The sequence below is a fragment of the Vibrio sp. PID17_43 genome (assembly GCF_002608565.1).
In the GTDB taxonomy this organism is placed as follows: Bacteria; Pseudomonadota; Gammaproteobacteria; order Enterobacterales; family Vibrionaceae; genus Vibrio.
Map to the genome: position 1 here is coordinate 50,498 of NZ_LIXM01000019.1, position 18,453 is coordinate 68,950.

General features: G+C 46.7%; 14 protein-coding genes. 5 read left to right on the forward strand and 9 right to left on the reverse strand.

The genetic code is table 11. From position 1 onward, the window contains the following. Window positions 1–68 precede the first annotated feature (68 nt). Complete coding sequence (locus AK965_RS14245; protein WP_099080231.1) at window positions 69–1,067, reverse strand: substrate-binding domain-containing protein; 999 nt, start codon at window positions 1,065–1,067, stop codon at window positions 69–71. A gap of 177 nt (window positions 1,068–1,244) precedes the next feature. Here AK965_RS14245 and AK965_RS14250 point away from each other — a divergent pair, with 177 nt between their 5' ends. Then, the gene (locus tag AK965_RS14250; RefSeq protein WP_099080269.1) at window positions 1,245–1,556 is read left to right on the forward strand and encodes a tRNA-binding protein; all 312 of its coding nucleotides are present in this window, start codon (window positions 1,245–1,247) and stop codon (window positions 1,554–1,556) included. An 81-nt stretch (window positions 1,557–1,637) separates the two neighbouring features. Here the strand turns inward: AK965_RS14250 and AK965_RS14255 are convergent, their stop codons facing one another. Then, window positions 1,638–2,189, reverse strand: coding sequence for a gamma-glutamylcyclotransferase family protein (locus tag AK965_RS14255; protein ID WP_099080232.1), 552 nt, complete (start codon window positions 2,187–2,189; stop codon window positions 1,638–1,640). A 187-nt stretch (window positions 2,190–2,376) separates the two neighbouring features. On the opposite strand from AK965_RS14255, the gene AK965_RS14260 reads away from it, so the two are divergent. Next, complete coding sequence (locus AK965_RS14260) at window positions 2,377–3,561, forward strand: NnrS family protein (protein WP_099080233.1); 1,185 nt, start codon at window positions 2,377–2,379, stop codon at window positions 3,559–3,561. 45 nt (window positions 3,562–3,606) lie between these two features. Here AK965_RS14260 and AK965_RS14265 read toward each other — a convergent pair whose 3' ends face one another. The 4 genes from AK965_RS14265 to glpK form a co-directional block, all read right to left on the reverse strand. Beyond that, the gene (locus AK965_RS14265; RefSeq protein ID WP_172438156.1) at window positions 3,607–4,560 is read right to left on the reverse strand and encodes a CorA family divalent cation transporter; all 954 of its coding nucleotides are present in this window, start codon (window positions 4,558–4,560) and stop codon (window positions 3,607–3,609) included. Between the two features lie 212 nt (window positions 4,561–4,772). Then, window positions 4,773–5,888: a membrane-bound lytic murein transglycosylase MltC gene (gene mltC, locus AK965_RS14270; protein WP_099080235.1), complete on the reverse strand. Its 1,116-nt coding sequence runs from the start codon at window positions 5,886–5,888 to the stop codon at window positions 4,773–4,775. Window positions 5,889–6,035: 147 nt separating this feature from the next. Beyond that, on the reverse strand, window positions 6,036–7,580 hold the full coding sequence (glpD, locus tag AK965_RS14275) for a glycerol-3-phosphate dehydrogenase (RefSeq protein ID WP_099080236.1): 1,545 nt from the start codon (window positions 7,578–7,580) through the stop codon (window positions 6,036–6,038). Window positions 7,581–7,721: 141 nt separating this feature from the next. Beyond that, window positions 7,722–9,242 (reverse strand): glycerol kinase GlpK, encoded by a 1,521-nt coding sequence (gene glpK / locus AK965_RS14280; protein WP_099080237.1) that lies wholly within the window; start codon window positions 9,240–9,242, stop codon window positions 7,722–7,724. A 349-nt stretch (window positions 9,243–9,591) separates the two neighbouring features. Between glpK and AK965_RS14285 the strand changes: the two genes are divergently transcribed. Further along, on the forward strand, window positions 9,592–10,725 hold the full coding sequence (locus AK965_RS14285; protein ID WP_099080270.1) for a glycerate kinase: 1,134 nt from the start codon (window positions 9,592–9,594) through the stop codon (window positions 10,723–10,725). A 126-nt stretch (window positions 10,726–10,851) separates the two neighbouring features. On the opposite strand, the gene dapD is transcribed toward AK965_RS14285, so the two are convergent. The 3 genes from dapD to AK965_RS14300 form a co-directional block, all read right to left on the reverse strand. Beyond that, entirely contained in the window at window positions 10,852–11,883 is a 1,032-nt protein-coding gene (gene dapD, locus AK965_RS14290) for a 2,3,4,5-tetrahydropyridine-2,6-dicarboxylate N-succinyltransferase (RefSeq protein ID WP_099080238.1), read from the reverse strand. A gap of 253 nt (window positions 11,884–12,136) precedes the next feature. Next, complete coding sequence (locus AK965_RS14295) at window positions 12,137–12,433, reverse strand: YebG family protein (protein WP_099080239.1); 297 nt, start codon at window positions 12,431–12,433, stop codon at window positions 12,137–12,139. Between the two features lie 117 nt (window positions 12,434–12,550). Beyond that, window positions 12,551–13,468, reverse strand: coding sequence for a LysR substrate-binding domain-containing protein (locus AK965_RS14300; RefSeq protein ID WP_099080271.1), 918 nt, complete (start codon window positions 13,466–13,468; stop codon window positions 12,551–12,553). A 110-nt stretch (window positions 13,469–13,578) separates the two neighbouring features. Here AK965_RS14300 and AK965_RS14305 point away from each other — a divergent pair, with 110 nt between their 5' ends. Together AK965_RS14305 and recC are read left to right on the forward strand one after the other, a co-directional pair. Then, window positions 13,579–14,538 (forward strand): TDT family transporter, encoded by a 960-nt coding sequence (locus AK965_RS14305; protein ID WP_099080240.1) that lies wholly within the window; start codon window positions 13,579–13,581, stop codon window positions 14,536–14,538. 204 nt (window positions 14,539–14,742) lie between these two features. Continuing rightward, window positions 14,743–18,231: an exodeoxyribonuclease V subunit gamma gene (recC, locus tag AK965_RS14310; RefSeq protein WP_099080272.1), complete on the forward strand. Its 3,489-nt coding sequence runs from the start codon at window positions 14,743–14,745 to the stop codon at window positions 18,229–18,231. Window positions 18,232–18,453 lie beyond the last annotated feature (222 nt).

An 18,453-nucleotide genomic window follows, 5' to 3' on the forward strand; every position in this document is an offset into this window, starting at 1 on the left:
AAGCTCTGCCACTTCGGTGGTAGAGCTTTTTCTTTATGTTCCGTCTGGTTTTTTGTTAGAACAGCACCTTAAAGGCGATCCACCGAGTTACGACGCACTAATGTTGGGCTAAAGATGATAGTGTCATCTTCCACTCGCTCATTACGCGATAATGCCAACGCTAAGCGTGCAGCGTGTTCTGCCATCATCTCTATTGGGTAGCGAATTGTGGTTAAACTTGGATTCACGAAGCGAGCAATTAAGCCGTCATCAAAGCCAACCATAGAGACTTGTTCTGGTACGTCAATGCCGTTTTGGTCTAATGCGGCCAGTGCACCTGCTGCCATGTAATCGTTGTAAGCCACCACACCAGTTATTTCGAGCGATTTAGTCAGAAGGTTAGTCATTGCCGTTTCGCCGCCATCACTGTTTGGCTCGCCATATTCGATATAGTTTTTTGCCAGTTCGATATCATGATCTTTCAGCGCGGCTTGGTAGCCTTGCAAACGCTCGTCGGTATCTTCGATGTCATGCGATGATGCGATACATGCGATTTTGGTGTGACCATGGCGAATCAGATATTCCGTGGCTAAGTAAGCACCTTTGCGGTTATCAAGAGAAATGCAACGCTCTGCCAACTCTGGGATATGGCGGTTGATCAGCACCATGCCTTTCACTTCTTTGGCGTAACCAATCAGCTCGTCATCAGACAGACCTTTAGAGTGAATCACAATCGCTTCACAGCGGCTATTGATCAGAAGCTCTAACGCTTGGCGCTCGTCATCTGGGCTGTGGTAACCATTCCCGATCAGAATGTGTTTGCCATTCTCACGCGCTACGTTATCAATGGATTTGACCATAGTGCCGAAGAAAGGATCGGATACATCACCCACAAGTACGCCCATGGTATTGGTGCTTTGGCTTACCAGTGCACGCGCAGCGGCATTCGGTCGGTATCCTAGCTTGCCCATTGCTAGTGTGACGGCATCAATAGAAGATTGGCTCGCTTTCGGCGATTTGTTGATCACGCGTGATACGGTTGCGACCGATACGCCTGCTTCTTTCGCGACATCCTTAATTGTTGCCATGAGGGACCTTTGTGTGGGCTAAAAATGATAACAAGAGTATTAAACACCCTTTGTGTAATAAGTGCAATTGGATGTGGGAATCACTTTCTAAAATGAGACCTTTACCGATTGTAACTATTAGGTTCACTGCTAGTGTAAACGTTATCTTTTTAGTAAAGCTTTACTGAAATTTTAATGATGGAAACTATCGCTTACTTCCGTACCGGAAACATCATCGAGGTTGCTCGCCATGAAAGCGCAGACACGTTGTACATTGTGCAGATTGATGTGGGTGAGAAAACGCTGAAAACCGTGACTAGCCTAGTACCGTACTACACAGAAGTAGAGTTAATGGGCAAACAAGTGGTGGTGCTGTGTAACCTAGCGAAAGCAAAAATGCGTGCTGAAACGTCAGAATGCATGTTGCTTTGTGCGGAAACGGATGACGAATCAGAAAGCGCATTGCGAACTCCGGAGCGTGCGATGCCTGAAGGGGTGAGAATCGTTTAGTCACTTGAGTATATAAGGCGACGATGAAAGAAGACAGCTCTCAACACTTTGAGAGCTGTTCTCGTCTTGGGGCAGAATACGTTAGGAATGTTCTGAAATCAGGTTATCTATCAATTCATAATGATGATCTTGCACCCCAGCGAGATTGCCATATTTCGGCTGATGGCGATCGTTCTCTTTAGTGTGATGCCAACCTACCGTGTGACGTACAAAGTGTTCAGCAAAGGCATGAGAAATCTCTAAGCAACCTGCTAAGACGGTATCTACATAGCTCTGCATGATCGGGCTAAGCGAGCAAGGTGGCTGGGGGTCGTCTTTCACATAGACCCAGATTGCCTTATTTGAGGTAAACTCAGCTTCGGCTTCAATCTGTTCTGGGCGAATTTGAATGCGGTAATAACCCCGTTCGCGCCGATCAAATTCTGCGAGTGCTTGCTTGTCCACTTTTAGTAAAACACCATTCACTTGGCCTTGGCCTTCATTGACCACCAAGGGAGACAAAACATAATTGTCATCGACTTTTCCCCAATAACGGACTAGTCCGTGGGCGACCACAGGGATGGCATTGCCAGTCTGCCCCGTTAACTGACGTGAGGCGGAGTTAATTAAGCTGCCATAGCCGAAAATATACATCTTTTTACTCCCTTTACTGATTTATTCAGTTATACCTAAACATAGATAGCCAATCAACGCGCAAACCACGGCTTTACCTCTAAAGGATAGTCTGAGTTTATAACATGTATTTTTTTTACATGTTTATGGTAAGATCGCTTTAGTTGAATTTTGGAACGGTATCTATTGGGTACTTAAGGGCATCGCAATGCTGAATATCACCGATAAAAAAGTGGAAGAAAAAATCCCCGCATGGCTGCGTTTAGGGTTTAGACCGTTTTTCTTGTTTGGCTCTATTTACGCCATCATCGCGATTGCGGTATGGGTATGGATGTTCCAAACCGGACAGCCAAGTGCGCTTGATGTACCTGCGTTGTGGTGGCATGTGCATGAAATGCTGTTTGGCTTTGCGATGGCGATCGTGGCGGGTTTTGTGTTGACGGCGGTACAAAACTGGACGGGCATTAACGGCACCAAGCATGACACCTTGTTGGCGTTGTTTGGTTTGTGGCTTGCACCTCGTATTTTGTTGTGGACGCCAGCGCCATTGTGGCTGATAAGCAGCATTGAAGCGTTGTTCCTGTTGTTTGTGGCATACGAAGTCGGTATACGTGTTTATCGTGCTAAAGGATGGAAAAATCTGTTTTTCGTTCCTCTATTCCTTCTGGCTATCTTTGCCAACTTCGCAAGTTACGCCACCATCAAAGGGCTGCCTCCGTTTAGTTCGTCAGCGGTATGGCAAGCCATGTTATGGTGGTTCACTTTATTACTGTCTGTGATGGGGGGGCGAGTTATTCCATTCTTCACTGCTCGCCGTTTTAACTTTGAAAAAGCGCAGCCGTTAGTATGGCTAGATTGGTTAGCGAATTTACCTTTGGTGATGTTGTTTGTTTTGAGTTTCTTCCCTGTGACCTTTGCTGAGATAGGCAAGCCTCTCATGCTATTTGCTGGTGTGGCTCAGTTGTTTCGATTCCTGCGTTGGAAGCCATGGCTGACGTTGAGCGAGCCACTGGTTTGGTCTTTACATGCGGCATACTTCTGTTTGCCATTAAGCTTGATTCTGCGTGGTGCTTGGGATAACGCCTTTGCCAGCCATAATCTCATTCACCTGTTTGCGATTGGAGGGTTAGGCGGTTTGATTTTGGCAATGATTGCACGCGTTACCATGGGGCATACTGGGCGCATGATTTACCAAGGACCGAATATGAGCGTCGCATTTTCTGCCATTATTTTGGCAGCCTTAGTACGTAGCTTGGGGGTCATCTTTGACCCGGCAAACTTGTTAATTTGGATTGATATCAGTGGTGCATTGTGGATTTTTGCCTTCGGAATGTTTGTGTGGCGATTTGGCGCGATGCTCATCAACCCACGAGCAGACGGGCATCCAGGTTAGCAGCGCGCGATTGATGGTGTGATGCCATGCATATCATCGCGATACTCAGCTATCGCGATCTTTGTTTTTATTGATGAAACCAAAGTGTTTGATTACCAGCCATTCAATGATGAAAATAATGATCAAAATGATGCTGAATAAGGCGAATGATAGACCGGATTTTAGCCCAGGCATCCCGCCAAGATTGACGCCAAATAGCCCGGTTAAAAATGTAGTCGGTAAAAATATCGCCGCTAGAATAGTAAACAAGTAGCTATTTTGATTAAGTTTCTGTTCCCTCAGATTTTTGTTTTCCTCTTGGTGTAAGCTGATTTCTTCTAAAAAATAGTCAATTTCCTCATTAAGACGAATAAGCGTATTTAAAGAGTAACGATATTGATGAGAGCGGAGTTTGATGAGTGATGGTTTCGCGGTCACCATGTCGTGAATAGCGTGCAGCTGAGGCTTAAGAAAGTGCCTGACAGACAGTAGACTATTTTTCGTCATTCTTAACTTATTATCGGAGTGCGGCAGATTGTCTTGTTGCTCCAAACTTGCCTCTATTGCGTCATTATAATCATCCGTTTTTTGGTTTAAATTATCAATGATTTGATTGACGAGTCCTGCTAGGTTCTCCGGCTCTCTATGCTTATTCAGGGAGTGGAGAAGCCTCTGCACAGCATCGTTTGAACCAGTTTGAGTGGTGATAAGCGCACCGTGATAAAACAGGATTCGAATACTGTTCACCTCTTTCGCGACCACACTATGATTGCGATTTATTCCACGTAGTAGTAAGAGAAAGTTATCGTCTCCAAGTGGATGAAAAGAAGGCCTGTTTTCGTTGGTAATGAACTGCTCGAGTGTCGCTTTAGGGACATGGTTTTTACGTAACCAAGCCTTGGTATCTGGATCGTTACGCTCGCAATGGTACCAATGATGGGCTTGAAGTTGCTCGGGGTAGGCGTCTATTCGTTTTGGTTGGCTTGAGGTAAATTGCCAGTGTTCAATTAAAAAACTCATTGCTGTGCGCGACCTTCTCATTCGTCATTCACTTATATCATGCTGCTCATTGTTAACTCGATTAACACGGTTTTGATTGTGGTGAGTAAAATGAGCAGCGGATGTTATTAGCTTAAACCAGTATTGCACTAAGAGAAGGATTAGTTTGAGGGAAGGGTTTGAATTTGAAGTGTTAATATGCCCCAACATGATGACATGTAGGGCATACACTCTTAGATATTGCCTTCGCTAAAGTCTTTTTGGAAGTAGAGCACTTTTTGTAGATAGCGTCTTGCTTCTCCTTTCGGATGCTGTGTTGTTAGCGCATCATAAACTTGAGTTGGATTGAGACTGTTTAGTTCATTCATCGCGCGCTTTCGGTCATTGTCAAAGGTTGAAAGGACACCACCAGTACCACCGTTATAAGCCGAAATCATACTGAAATGCTTAGAGGTTGGATGCTTCACATCGCGCAAGTAGCGGTTTTTCAGAATATAAAAATACGCGGCACCAGTATCGATGTTGTTAGCTGGATCAAATAGGTACTCTTTAGTTGGAATGCCAGGCTTGTTCTTCACCAAGTTAAACACATCAGCCCCTGCGGTTTTAGGGATCACTTGCATCAAACCGTATGCCCCTGCGTGGGATACCGCATAAGGGTTAAAGCTACTTTCCGTCTTAATCACCGCAAAGATGAGATCTTCTGATAAGCCATATCGCTTGGCGGCGTCGCGAACGAGTCCGGCGTAAAGGTATTCACGTTGCTCTAAGTGATCTTTCACCATAGTGATTTCGACATAGTAGGCGTTGCCACGTTTGATGGTTTTTGTTTGCAGCTTTTTGTCGATAAGGTAATTGGCATAACGGTTAGCACGCCACTCCCACTCAATTGGCTTACCATCATGATCCAATACTTGGCCTAATAAGAACGGCTTTCCTCGCAGTACCGCCTCTTTATCACTGAACAATTCAGCATGCGCTGGGTCGGCAGGCATGAGTAGGGTTTGTACGATGGCTTTTTGCAGCTTCTCTGTTGGTTGGTATTGAGAAATTGTCGAAACATAAATCTTGCCGGCTTCAAAATCGATATGTGCGCGAGTGGTGTAGCCATCAAGGTATTTTACGTAGCGGTGTTTGCCTGCTTCAACGAATTCATCTTCTCCCCAGCGATCTTTGGCTTTATCAGTAATATAAGCCAATAGCTGTTTGATATTATCGGCATCGGATGAGGTCGGTGGTTTAACATAGGGCGGGATATAACCATCACACGCACACGGTGCTGCAGGCTCTTCAGGCGCGAGGGAACATCCGCCAAGCAATAGCAGGCTGAGTAAAAGAGATTTCTTCATCGGATACCGATTTGGGTTGTGAATGACGGGCAAGGCCCAAGTAAGAAAAATAATAAGTAAGAGTGCTAACGGTCTGAAATAAAAACTTTTTATTATGACGATAGATGATGATGGTAGATGGGGGGCTTACCGCTCAATAACGCCCATTTAACTGACCTGTGAAAGGCGAATGACCCGCTGTTGCAACTTCTTCTGGAGGTATTGTGCCAACGCTTTTTTTTCATCTTTATTCAGGTAAAGGCCGAGTTTGGTACGGCGCCACAGGATGTCTTCTTCAGTGATTGCCATTTCTACGCCAATTAAATAGTCGATTTCTCGTTGGTATACGCCACCAGCCTGAGTGGAGAAAACACGGCCAAGTTCAGCTTCATTAGAAGTGCCTTCCAATAAATCCCAAGTATGCGTACCAAATTGGGTGACATATCGCAGGAGCAGCTCGATAGGAAGCCACGCGTGTTTAGCATGAATGTCTTGGGCTAATTGTTCACGACTGCCGTTGAAGTCACCACCTGGAAGCGCTTGGTTTGCTGTCGAGCCTTCGCCCATCTGTGGCAGAAACGGTGCGAGCTTTTTCATGGCAGCCTCGCCCAGTTTACGGTAAGTGGTCAGTTTGCCACCGAATACCGATAACAGTGGAGCATGGTTAGGTTTTGCATCAAGTTCTAAGGTGTAATCACGAGTGATTGCTTGGGGCGAGTCTGATTCATCATCACAGAGAGGGCGCACACCGCTGTATGTCCATACGATGTCTTCACGGTTGAGTTGGTGGACAAAGTGTTGGTTGACGATGTCGATGAGGTAGTCGATTTCATCATTAGAGATTGAGACGTCACGCGGTTCACCTGTGTATTCAACATCGGTGGTACCAATGATCGAGAACTTATCGAGATAAGGGATCATAAATACGATGCGATAGTCTTGGTTTTGCAGAATGTAGGCATGTGGTTCATCGTGAATCCGAGGAACCACAATGTGTGACCCTTTGATCAAACGGATGTTACGAGGAGAGGTTTGAGCTAACCCTTCATCAAAAAACTGTTTCACCCATGGTCCAGCTGCATTGACTAGCGCTTTCGATTTGCGCTCGAAGCGTTGTCCTGTGATGATATCATGAATCGTGACATGCCAAAGATCCCCTTTTCGGTGTGCTTTTTCCACTCGGCAGTAGTTACGCACCTCTGCATTGTTCTGTTTGGCTGCTAGCACATTGACAAGCACTAAACGGGCATCATCGACCCAGCAATCTGAGTATTCAAACCCTGTTCTTATTTCGGGTTTTAGTAAACCTGATTTAGCCAAATTAATGGTCTTGCAGCCAGGCAATGTGGTACGTTTTCCTAAGTGGTCGTAAAGAAATAAGCCACAGCGGATCATCCAAGCCGGACGTAAGAAGGGCCGATGAGGTAAACGGAATCGCATTGGTAGTGTAAGGTGTGGGGCTTTATGTAAGATCACTTCACGCTCAGCAAGCGCTTCCGATACCAAGCGAAATTCGTAGTGTTCAAGGTAACGTAATCCGCCGTGAATGAGTTTAGAGCTGGCAGAAGAGGTGGCAGAGGCAAAGTCGTTGGCCTCATACAAACCGACGCTTAAACCGCGCCCTGCCGCGTCAGAAGCAATCCCTGCACCGTTGATGCCCCCTCCAACTACAATGAGGTCAAACACACTGTCTTTAGAATGTAATGCCATCATATGCCGCTACCTTTCCGTGGTTTATTGTGCTTAACCTTATCAAGCTTATACTAACTTTAAATGATAGGTGGTCACGAAATCGACGGATTTTTAAGACCACGGCCTTGTTACGGGAGAAGTGGTCTTTGCTATTTATGCTTTTTATAAGTCTTCGTCGTCGTGCATTTCTGCCCACACTTGAACGCATTTCACCGCACGTTTCCAACCTTTGTAGCGACGCTGACGTTTTGCATCGTCCTGATTCGGCTCAAATTGACGATCGAGTTCCGCTTTGTTTTTGACTTCGTCAATGCTTCCCCAATAACCAACAGCGAGGCCGGCAAGATAAGCCGCGCCTAGTGCGGTAACTTCCGTGACTTTTGGACGCAGTACATCAGTGTCCAATACATCTGCCTGAAATTGCATCAAGAAGTTGTTTGCCACCGCGCCACCATCGACTCGTAAGCTCGCTAGCTTAATACCGGAGTCGGCTTGCATGGCATCCAGTACATCGCGAGTTTGGTAGGCGATGCTTTCTAAGGTGGCACGCACAATATGATTTGAGTTAACGCCACGAGTCAGGCCCACAATGGTGCCACGTGCATACGCATCCCAATAGGGAGCCCCAAGACCGGTAAATGCAGGCACGACGTACACACCGTGTGACGATTCAACCTGTGTCGCGACGTGCTCAGACTCTTTTGCGCTGTGGATCAGTTTTAATTCATCGCGTAGCCATTGTATCGAGGCCCCGCCCATAAACACTGCACCCTCAAGTGCGTATGTCGGTTCTCCTTGAGGGCCACAAGCAAGTGTGGTTAACAACCCATTATGAGAGGTAACTTTCTCCTGCCCGGTGTTCATGAGTAAGAAACAACCTGTACCGTATGTGTTTTTTGCTTGGCCTGCTTCGACACACATTTGACCAAATAGAGCCGCTTGTTGATCACCCGCAATGCCCGCTATTGGTATGTGAATGCCGTTTTGGCCGCCAATTTTCGTGTCGGCGTAAATTTCAGAGGAGCGTTTCACCTCTGGCATCATTGAGCGAGGAATGTCGAGTTCATGCAGTAGCTTTTCGTCCCAATCAAGCGTATTGATATTGAACAGCATCGTGCGAGACGCATTAGTGTAATCCGTGACGTGGGCCTGGCCTTGGGTCATTTTCCATACCAACCAAGTATCTACAGTGCCGAACAAGAGGTTACCTGCTTCTGCTTCTTCTTTGGCTCCTGGTACATTGTCTAGAATCCATTTTACTTTGGTTCCTGAGAAGTAAGGGTCAAGCACTAAACCCGTATTGTCTTGGATATAGCCCTCTAAACCTTTTGCTTTGAGCTCTTCACAGATAGATGCGGTTCGACGGCATTGCCATACAATGGCGTTGTAAACAGGTATGCCGGTTTCTTTGTTCCAGACAATAGTGGTTTCACGTTGGTTCGTGATGCCGATTGCGGCGACTTGATCACTACGGATACCCGTTTTCCCTAACGCCTCAATCAACGTGGCGCTTTGAGTCGCAAATATCTCCATTGGGTCATGCTCTACCCAACCAGCTTGCGGATAAATTTGTGCGAACTCGCGTTGGGAGATATTCACGATGTTTGCATCATGATCAAGAATGACAGCGCGAGAACTGGTGGTGCCTTGATCGAGAGCAATGATGTATTTTTGCTCAGTCATAGTTGTACCTAGTTGTTTTTGTTGTTTCTCCTTAGTTTATATCGCGAACTCTTTCACTGCATGTTTCATATTGAATCATGGGATAAAAATGAAAATTTCTTCACAAACAAGAGCTGGAGGGGCGCAGTCAGTCGCTTGGAAACAGAAGAAATACAGGACTATAGATCGTTTACTCCCAGAAGTGATGCTCGATGAATGGTTTCATGTTGTTCCAAAATGAAAAACAATAATGCATGCTGTGGGAGCGTATGGCGAATCACTCGATCCGTGGTTAGTGGCGGTACCGTCAGCTTTGTTGATATTGGATGATAATGGGTCAGAGGTGTCTGACCCTTTTGAAGGTGAAACTATGAAAGTGATAATCGCCCCAGACTCTTTTAAAGAGTGTTTGTCTGCGAAAGAAGTCGCCAACGTGATTGCTGAAGGGATCATGGCCGAAATACCAGATGCGGAGTGCGTTTGTGTGCCGGTAGCCGATGGCGGTGAGGGGACGATGGAGGCATTGGTTGATGCAACCCATGGTCGAGTGATCCCCGTTACGGTGACAGGTCCGCTTGGTGAGCAAGTTAATGCGCAGTTTGGTCTCTTGGGCGATCAGCAAACCGCAGTGGTAGAAATGGCGTCAGCGTCAGGGATCGAGCTTGTTTCTCCTCAAGAGCGAGACCCATTGAAAGCAACAAGCTATGGAACGGGTGAGCTGATCAAGCGCGCGCTCGAAGAAAACATCAGCAAAATCATCGTTGCCATCGGTGGAAGTGCGACAAACGATGGTGGTGCCGGCATGCTTCAGGCGCTTGGTGTAAGGTTTACCCGAGAGGATGGTAGTGAGATTGGTTTCGGTGGCGGGGAACTTGGTGATATTGCACGCATCGATATTTCAAATCTCGATCCTCGATTGCAACACGTTGAAGTATTAACCGCTTGTGATGTTGATAATCCCTTGACTGGGGAGCGTGGCGCCTCGGTCGTATTTGGTCCGCAAAAAGGGGCGACGCCAGAAATGGTCAAGAGGCTAGATGCAAACCTGCACCACTATGCGAATTGTGTCAAAGCCGCGACGGATTGCGATATTGAGTTTGAAAAAGGCGCAGGTGCGGCAGGGGGAATGGGGGCGGCTTTGCTGGCGTTTCTTGATGCGACGCTGATGCCTGGGATTGATATTGTCTTGAATACCGTGGAGTTTGAGAAAACGCTAGTGGGTGCCGATCTTGTTATTACAGGGGAGGGGCGTATTGATAGTCAAACCATTCATGGTAAAACCCCAGTTGGCGTTTCTCGAGTAGCGCAAAAGTACGATATCAAAACGATTGCATTGGCAGGCAGCGTTGGCGATGGCGTTGAAGTTCTAAAGAGTGCCGGTATTATCGCTTGTTTTTCGGTGGTGTCTTCACCGTGTGAGTTGAAAGATGCGATCGCACAGGGACGAGAGAATCTATTGAAAACAGCCAAACAACTTGCGAGTGTGATTGCTCACTTTAACTGATCCCAGCGATAGTCGTGCGTACTTGTCGACTTTCTGGCTCATTGCGTGGTTGAGTGATATTGGAAAAACAAAAATCCCCTCGACTCATTGAGCCGAGGCGATTTTTAAAGAGAGATTAATTAGCGCTTAGTTGTTTTTGTGTAGCTCTGCATTCAGTTCAACCGCGCTCTTGTTTGCAAGACACTCGATTTGGCCAGTCACAGAGTTACGACGGAACAGTAGGTCAGAAACACCAGCAAGATCACGCGCCTTCGCGATTTCGACTTCTTTACCTTCAGAGTCTAGCATGCGTACTTTAGAGCCAGCGGTTACGTACAGTCCTGATTCGATGGTACAACGATCGCCCATTGGGAAGCCTAGACCTGCGTTTGCGCCTAGTAGTGAGTTTTCACCGATAGAAACCACCACTTTACCGCCGCCAGATAGCGTACCCATGATAGATGCGCCGCCACCGATGTCAGAACCGTTACCAACCACTACACCAGCAGAGATACGGCCTTCAACCATGCTCACGCCAGTGGTACCTGCGTTGAAGTTGATGAAACCTTCGTGCATTACCGTTGTGCCTTCGCCAACGTGTGCGCCAAGACGTACGCGAGAAGTGTCAGCGATACGAACGCCCGTTGGTACCACGTAGTCGACCATTTTAGGGAACTTGTCGACACAATCGACGCTTAGTGCACGACCCGCTAAGCGAGCTTCAATTTGACGCTCTGCCAGTTCAGGTAGGTCGATTGGGCCTTCGTTTGTCCATGCGATGTTGTGCAGTAGACCGAAGATGCCGTCTAGTACCGTGCCGTGTGGTTTAACGAGACGGTTAGAGATAAGTTGCAGTTTTAGGAAGCCTTCAGCAACGCTTTGTGGCTGCTCGTCAGTTGCAAGGATAACCAGTACAAGTGGTTGTGCTGATTCTGCTGCTTTTGCTGCGAAAGATGCGTTTGCAGTATCGCCGTTTGCTTCAAATGCTACTGCCAGTTCTGCGCTTTGTGCTGCAGAGATCTCGATAGCTTGGTTGCCTTGCTCGTAACCTGCAACTGTCGCTAGTGCGTTCACTAGCTCTTCGCTTGGGTTAAGAACTGGGTTTGGGAAAAACGCTTCGATAATTTTGCCGTCGCGGTTTTTAGTTGCCGTACCAAAGGCTAAAGAAAAGAAAGCCATAGTTGATCTCCATGTGTTGAGTCTTGTATCTCGTCTGTTCACTGACAAGAAATAATTAAGTTGTCACTCATCATAAAGAGAGTCCTGGAGAGTTTAAAGAGGGGAAATGGAGAAAGTCTGTAGATGAATACGTTTTGTCTTTTTGAAGATATATTTGTCTGATGAGAAATGTGTCGCAAAAGCCTATCGACTCAGCTTGTCCATACAAAAAACGCCACATTATGCGGCGTTTTTTTAAACAAGAGGAAAGTATTTATGCTGCGTCTTCTTGCTTCTCTTCTTCAACAGCAGCAAGCTTCTTCGCTTTTTTAGGGGCAGGTCTACGTTTTGCCCCTAGTGCATAAAGCACTTCTTCTTTGTTTTGCGCAAGGAACATCGCAAGATCTTCTTGCTTACCTTCGTCTTCTAGAAGGTCACTTTTACCGAGCAGTCCGAACAGTTCGTCTGCCATATCCAGCATTTTGTCATATGCATCAGCGTCCGCTTTAGAGGTAAAAGTCATTTTCTCTTCTCCATTGCGTTCTACCACGTACTTGACGATTACAGCCATGGTTGGTCCTCTAATTTAATGAGTTTATACTGGCTTTTTATACAGTTTTTAACCAATTAAGTCTAGCGGCAGGCCTAAGAATGAGAGCCGTGTACAACTAAGTGACCAGCATTTGAACTATTCACCTTTAAGGTGCGGATTCTCTCGGCGCTCCCAATCTTGGCAAAACTCAATAAACGAGCGTAGAAGTGGGTTTTGATACTTCTCTTTGTGGATCAAAAGCCAGAAACGGCGCTGCATATCCAATGGGATTTCCACCTGTTTCACTCGACCGTCTCGAATAGCTGGCTCAGCCGATAAGCGTGATAAACAGCCTAACCCTAGCCCTGCAGAAACTGAGTTGATCAGCGCTTCGGTTGTATTAAGCTGGAAAGCCTCATGCCAGTGCTCTATGCGTGGTGCAATCACGCGTGTGAAAAATTCACGAGAACCAGACCCCTCTTCACGCAAAATCCACTCGCTATTTTCTAGCTCACTCAGACGTGTTAATCCTTCGTGACCAAAAGAAGAATCGGGTGCACATATCACGCACATTTCATCTTGGCTGAATGACGTTGATTGGAGATCTGGATGCCGTGTTTTACCTTCAATTAGCGCGATGTCGAGTTCGTAGTCAATTAACATGTCACAGATTTGCGCAGAATTTGAAATGAATAGACTTTGTGATACATGCCCTGTGTGGCGACGGAAATCACTCAGCAGATAAGGGGCGACTTGATTGCCGAGGGTGTCACTGGCCCCGATGCGTAGTTGTCCAGATAACGTTGGGTCACCGTCAAAGATACTTTCGATATCATTGGCGCGGTTGAGCAACTCATCCGCCAGTGGTAGAAGCTTGAGCCCTTCTTGGTTGAGAATTAAGCGGTTGTTTACGCGATCAAAGAGATGATGACCAATCTGTTTTTCTAGTTCAGATAACGCCATACTTACTGCTGCTTTCGAAAGAAATAAGCTTTCGGACGCGGCGGTTAACGTTTTGTGTTGCGTGATGCTGGTGAAAACTTTTAACTGTTTAAGAGAAATATGATTAGCCATATTCGCGCGTTTAGTAAAATTGAACATCTGTTCTAAATAATTAGATATATTGGAACGAAGTGCAAGTGTAAGATGCGTTTCAGAGAAAGCTAGCCTGATTTGAGGTTGTCATGATTAAAAGAACAAAAGCAAAAGTAATGGGCGCACCAACCCCAATGGCGGGATTAGCGCTTGGCATTGCAAGCTTAGGCTGGAGTTGGGAAAACTTCGCTGAATTATATGGCTATGGACAGTGGATTAGCGCAGGCATTGCGAGTGTGCTTTTAATTATCTTAGCGGTTAAGTTTTTTTTCCATAATCATTTGCTAAGACAAGATCTTGCACACCCAGTGGTGGGCAGCGTCGTGCCAACCTTCGCGATGGCTACTATGGTGGTATCGAATTCACTTGGGCACTTTTTTCCTGTCGCAGGGAATGCCTTATGGTTATTCGCGGTTGGATTGCACGTTGTGTTCTTAGTGACATTTATTTATCACCGAGCGAAAGACTTTGAACTTCACCATATGGTGCCAAGTTGGTTTGTGCCACCTGTCGGTATTATCGTGGCAGATGTCTCGTTTTCTGGTAACCCAACGTTGGCGCCAATTGCCTATGGTGCCTTGATGTTCGGTATGGTGGCTTACGCGGTCATGCTCCCTATTATGATTTACCGTTTCATGTTTACCCATGAAATCCCAGATGCAGCAAAACCAACCATGGCGATTTTAGCCGCGCCAGCAAGCCTTTCGTTGGCTGGGTATCTCAACGTAACGAGCGATCCATCGCCGGTAATTATTGCTTTGCTTTTTGGTATTGCAGTATTAATGACATCCATCATCTATTTAGCATTCTTTAAATTACTAAGACTGCCATTTAGTCCAGGTTATGCTGCGTTTACTTTCCCAATGGTGATTGGCGCAACAGCACTATTTAAAGTCGCGCATTGGATGGAAGCGCAAGGTCTTGCGACACACTATGTCAATCAGGTACGTGGTTTAGCCACGGTTGAGTTAATTGTCGCTACCGTCGTAGTGGTGTATGTATCGATTCAGTATGCGCGTAACTTACTAATGCAACCAAAAGCAAATTAGTTTGTTGTCACATTGACATGAATGTTTCGGCCTCTTGATCCTTTGATCAAGAGGCTTTTTTATTTAGCTTAAAAGAGGAGACGAATATGGAGAGTTTGAGCGACTTCTAACCTTTTGTTATTTGGGCTATCGAGATCGCTGCGGTATAAAACGAGGCTGTGCTAAGCTAGCGGTTAGTTTCCATTGGCGTTCGGTGCTTCCATTTTGTTTACTGTTTATCATTCCAATCAGGTCGATGTTCTCAAATCACTTCTTGTTGAACTGATTCGCATCAATCCATTAGAAAATCCATTCGAAAAAGAGCAGATCTTGGTACAGAGCCCAGGTATGTCTCAATGGTTGAAAATGGCATTAGCGAAAGAGTTCGGTGTTGCCGCCAATTTGGAGTTTCCGCTGCCAGCGACCTTCATTTGGGAGATGTTTACTCAAGTTTTGCCAGACGTGCCGAAACGAAGTGCGTTTAACAAAGAGGCAATGACGTGGAAGTTGATGCATCTATTACCGGGTTTGCTAGGGGAGGAACCTTTTGCTCCGCTGGCGAGCTACTTACGAGACGACAGTGACCACTCCAAGTTGTATCAATTGGCAGAGAAAATCGCCGATATTTTCGATGGCTACTTGGTGTACCGACCAGAATGGATAGCGAGTTGGGAAGCTGGGCAAACGGTACCTGAATTAGAAAACGAACACCCGTGGCAGCCGATTTTATGGCAAGCGCTGTACGATCACACCGTCACTCTGGGGCAATCGCCTTATCATCGTGCTAACTTGTATGAACACTTCATTGATACGTTAGAAAACTTCAACGGTAGTTTTGACCACCTGCCGAAGCGTCTGTTTGTGTTTGGTATTTCTTCACTGCCACCGCGTTATATGGATGCGCTTAAAGCCATCGGCGAACATATTGATGTCCATTTGATGTTCACCAACCCATGCCGTTACTACTGGGGGGAAGTGCGTGACCGTAAATTCCTTGCACGTTTGGCGGCGAAGCACCGTCAGCACGTGGTGTGGCAGGAAGATCATTCTGAAGTGCAAGGTGAAAGTGAGCAACTCAAAGGTTCGCTTGAAGATAACGTGATAGATGAACTGCACACTGATGTGGTGGGGAACAGTTTATTAGCTTCGATGGGGAAACTGGGACGTGACAACATGTATCTGTTGTCGCAACTCGAATCCCATGAAATTGAGGCTTTTGTTGAGATCGAACGCGACAGTCTGCTCCATCAACTGCAAGCGGATATTCTTAATCTAGAAGAGCATCAAGACGACCAAAAAATCGATAGTAGCAGCCACAAACAAGTGGTGAGCTTGGGTGACAAGTCTCTGAGCTTGCACTCTTGCCACAGTCCGATGCGAGAAGTCGAAGTGCTACACGACCAGTTATTGGCGATGTTTGACGCTGATCCAAACCTAAAGCCGCGTGATATCATCGTGATGGTGGCGGACATCAATGCTTACAGCCCTGCGATTCAAGCCGTATTTGGCAATGCGCCGGGTGAGCGATTTATTCCGTATTCGATTTCTGACCGAACCGCTGACCAAGAGAGCCCAATCTTGGCGGCCTTCATGCAACTGGTTAATTTACCCAATACGCGCTGCTTGGCTTCCGAACTATTAGAGTTGCTAGAAACGCCGGCCATTTTGACGCGTTTTGGCTTAAGTGAAGACGACTTTCTACAAGCGAAGCAATGGGTGGAAGAATCGGGTATTCGCTGGGGACTCGATGCCAACACGGGCAGCGAATTTGAACTGCCTGAAACGCGTCAAAACACGTGGCAGTTTGGTATTCAACGCATGCTACTGGGTTATGCGATGCCGGAATCGGCGGGCTTATTTAAAGCGCAAGAAGGCAGTTTATCGCCATACAATGAAGTGCAAGGTATGGGGGCTGAACTCGCTGGCAAACTGGCGCACTTTATCCAACAAATCAGTCAATATCGCCGCAAACTGTCGCATGTTCAGTCGATTGATGCTTGGCGTGAAACCTTGATCGCAATGCTGGATGACTTCTTCTCAGTGGAGTTAGAAGGCGAAATGGCATTGAAGTCGATTCGCGATACCTTAAGCCAGCTAAAAGAACAGCTTGCTGATGCCGCCTTTAATGACGCTTTGTCACCATCCATCATTAACCAATACCTGAAAAATAAACTGTCTGGCACCCGTGTTAGCCAGCGTTTCCTCGCTGGCCAAGTGAACTTCTGTACCCTGATGCCAATGCGCTCGATTCCATTTCGAGCGGTGTGTTTATTAGGCATGAATGATGGCGTATACCCGCGTTCTATGCCGCCAGAAGGTTTTGACTTAATGACGGGGCGAACCAAGCCAGGCGATCGTTCACGCCGAGACGATGACCGTTATCTGTTCCTCGAAGCAATGCTTTCTGCTCAGCAAACACTGTACATCAGTTACGTAGGGCGTTCGATTCAAGACAACACGGAACGAGTGCCATCGGTACTGGTTTCTGAGTTAATGGAGTACTGTCAGCAGAATTACTGTTTGGCAGGCGATGAAAATCAGCCCGTTGATGAGTCCGGCGATAAGCTGTTAAAAGAGTTAGTGAATGTGCATGCCATGGTGCCATTCAGCCCAAGCGCATTTCAAGGTTCTCACTCAAGCTATGCCAAAGAGTGGATTCCTGCGGCATTGACCCAAAGCAGTCAATCGCAAGGTCATGCGCGCCGTGAGTTTAACCGTGCATTGGATGATTACTTGTTGGGCGCGACATTTCCCATCGAATTGGATTTGGTCGAGCTTCAACGTTTCTGGCGTTTGCCGGTTCAGTATTTCTTTAATCGTCGTTTGAAAGTGATGTTTGAGCCGCCTTTACCAGTGATGGAAGACGATGAGCCGTTTGTATTAGGCGGGTTAGAAAGTTATCAGATGCGCGGTGAACTGCTGACAACCCTGCTCGAAACCGCGCTTACTCAACCAGCGGCCAAAGCGGATGTGCTGAAGCATTTTATGAGTGAGCAACGTGCTCAGGGCAAATTGCCAGTAGGAGCGTTTGGTGATATCGAGTTTGAAACCAACCGCGTGCAAGCGGAAGAGCTGGTGGATAAGTTGGCGTTTCTCTCTGGCGCGCCACAAGACGATTTAGAGATCGACCTTATCTTTGATGCGCTTTTTGATGAAAGTAGGGGGGAGGGTAAGAATATCCGCCTAACAGGTTGGCTCACTCAATGCTATCAGTCCGGTTTGATTCGTTATCGAAGCGGGAAAATTCGTGCGCAAGATTACCTTGCGGCGTGGATTGATCACCTCGCGATGTCGGCTTCTGGCCATGTGAAGAAGACTCATATTATTGGTTACGACCGCAAGGAAGGTGCAGTTCATCTGATCTTCCCTGAAATGGCGGACGCTGCGCAAGCGAAACAACGTCTTGCCGAATTGGTGCGTTTGTTTTTTGAAGGCATGACCAAGCCATTACCATACTTCCCGAAAACAGCACTGGCGTGTGTTGAAGCGGGCTTTAGTCGTGGCCATTGGGCGGACGATGAAGAGAAGTCACTCAAGAAAATGGCGGACGCTTTCAATGACAGCTACCTGAGCCCAGGTGAAGGCAATAACGCGTACATCTCGCGTATTTGGCCTGCTTGGAACGATGAACTCGCAGCCGAAGTTCGCATGTTGACGGCGTTGGTTTTGCAAGGTGCAAGATTGGCGACAAAAGATGCTTCAGATGATAACTAAGTTGGAATGCTTGGGGATGGGAAAGAGTAGAGTGGCCGCCAGAAAATCATTATTTTGTGTAGGGCGTTCGCTGTACGGCCACAAGGTCAGAGGGACCATGATTCTTTTGAGTATCACCGCCAGAAAGGCTTGGCTTATCTCGTGAGGCGAATATTAACGGTACTCCATCATGATAACCGTGAGTGAGATCGCACAAAAGTCTAAATATTCCAAACTGTTAGA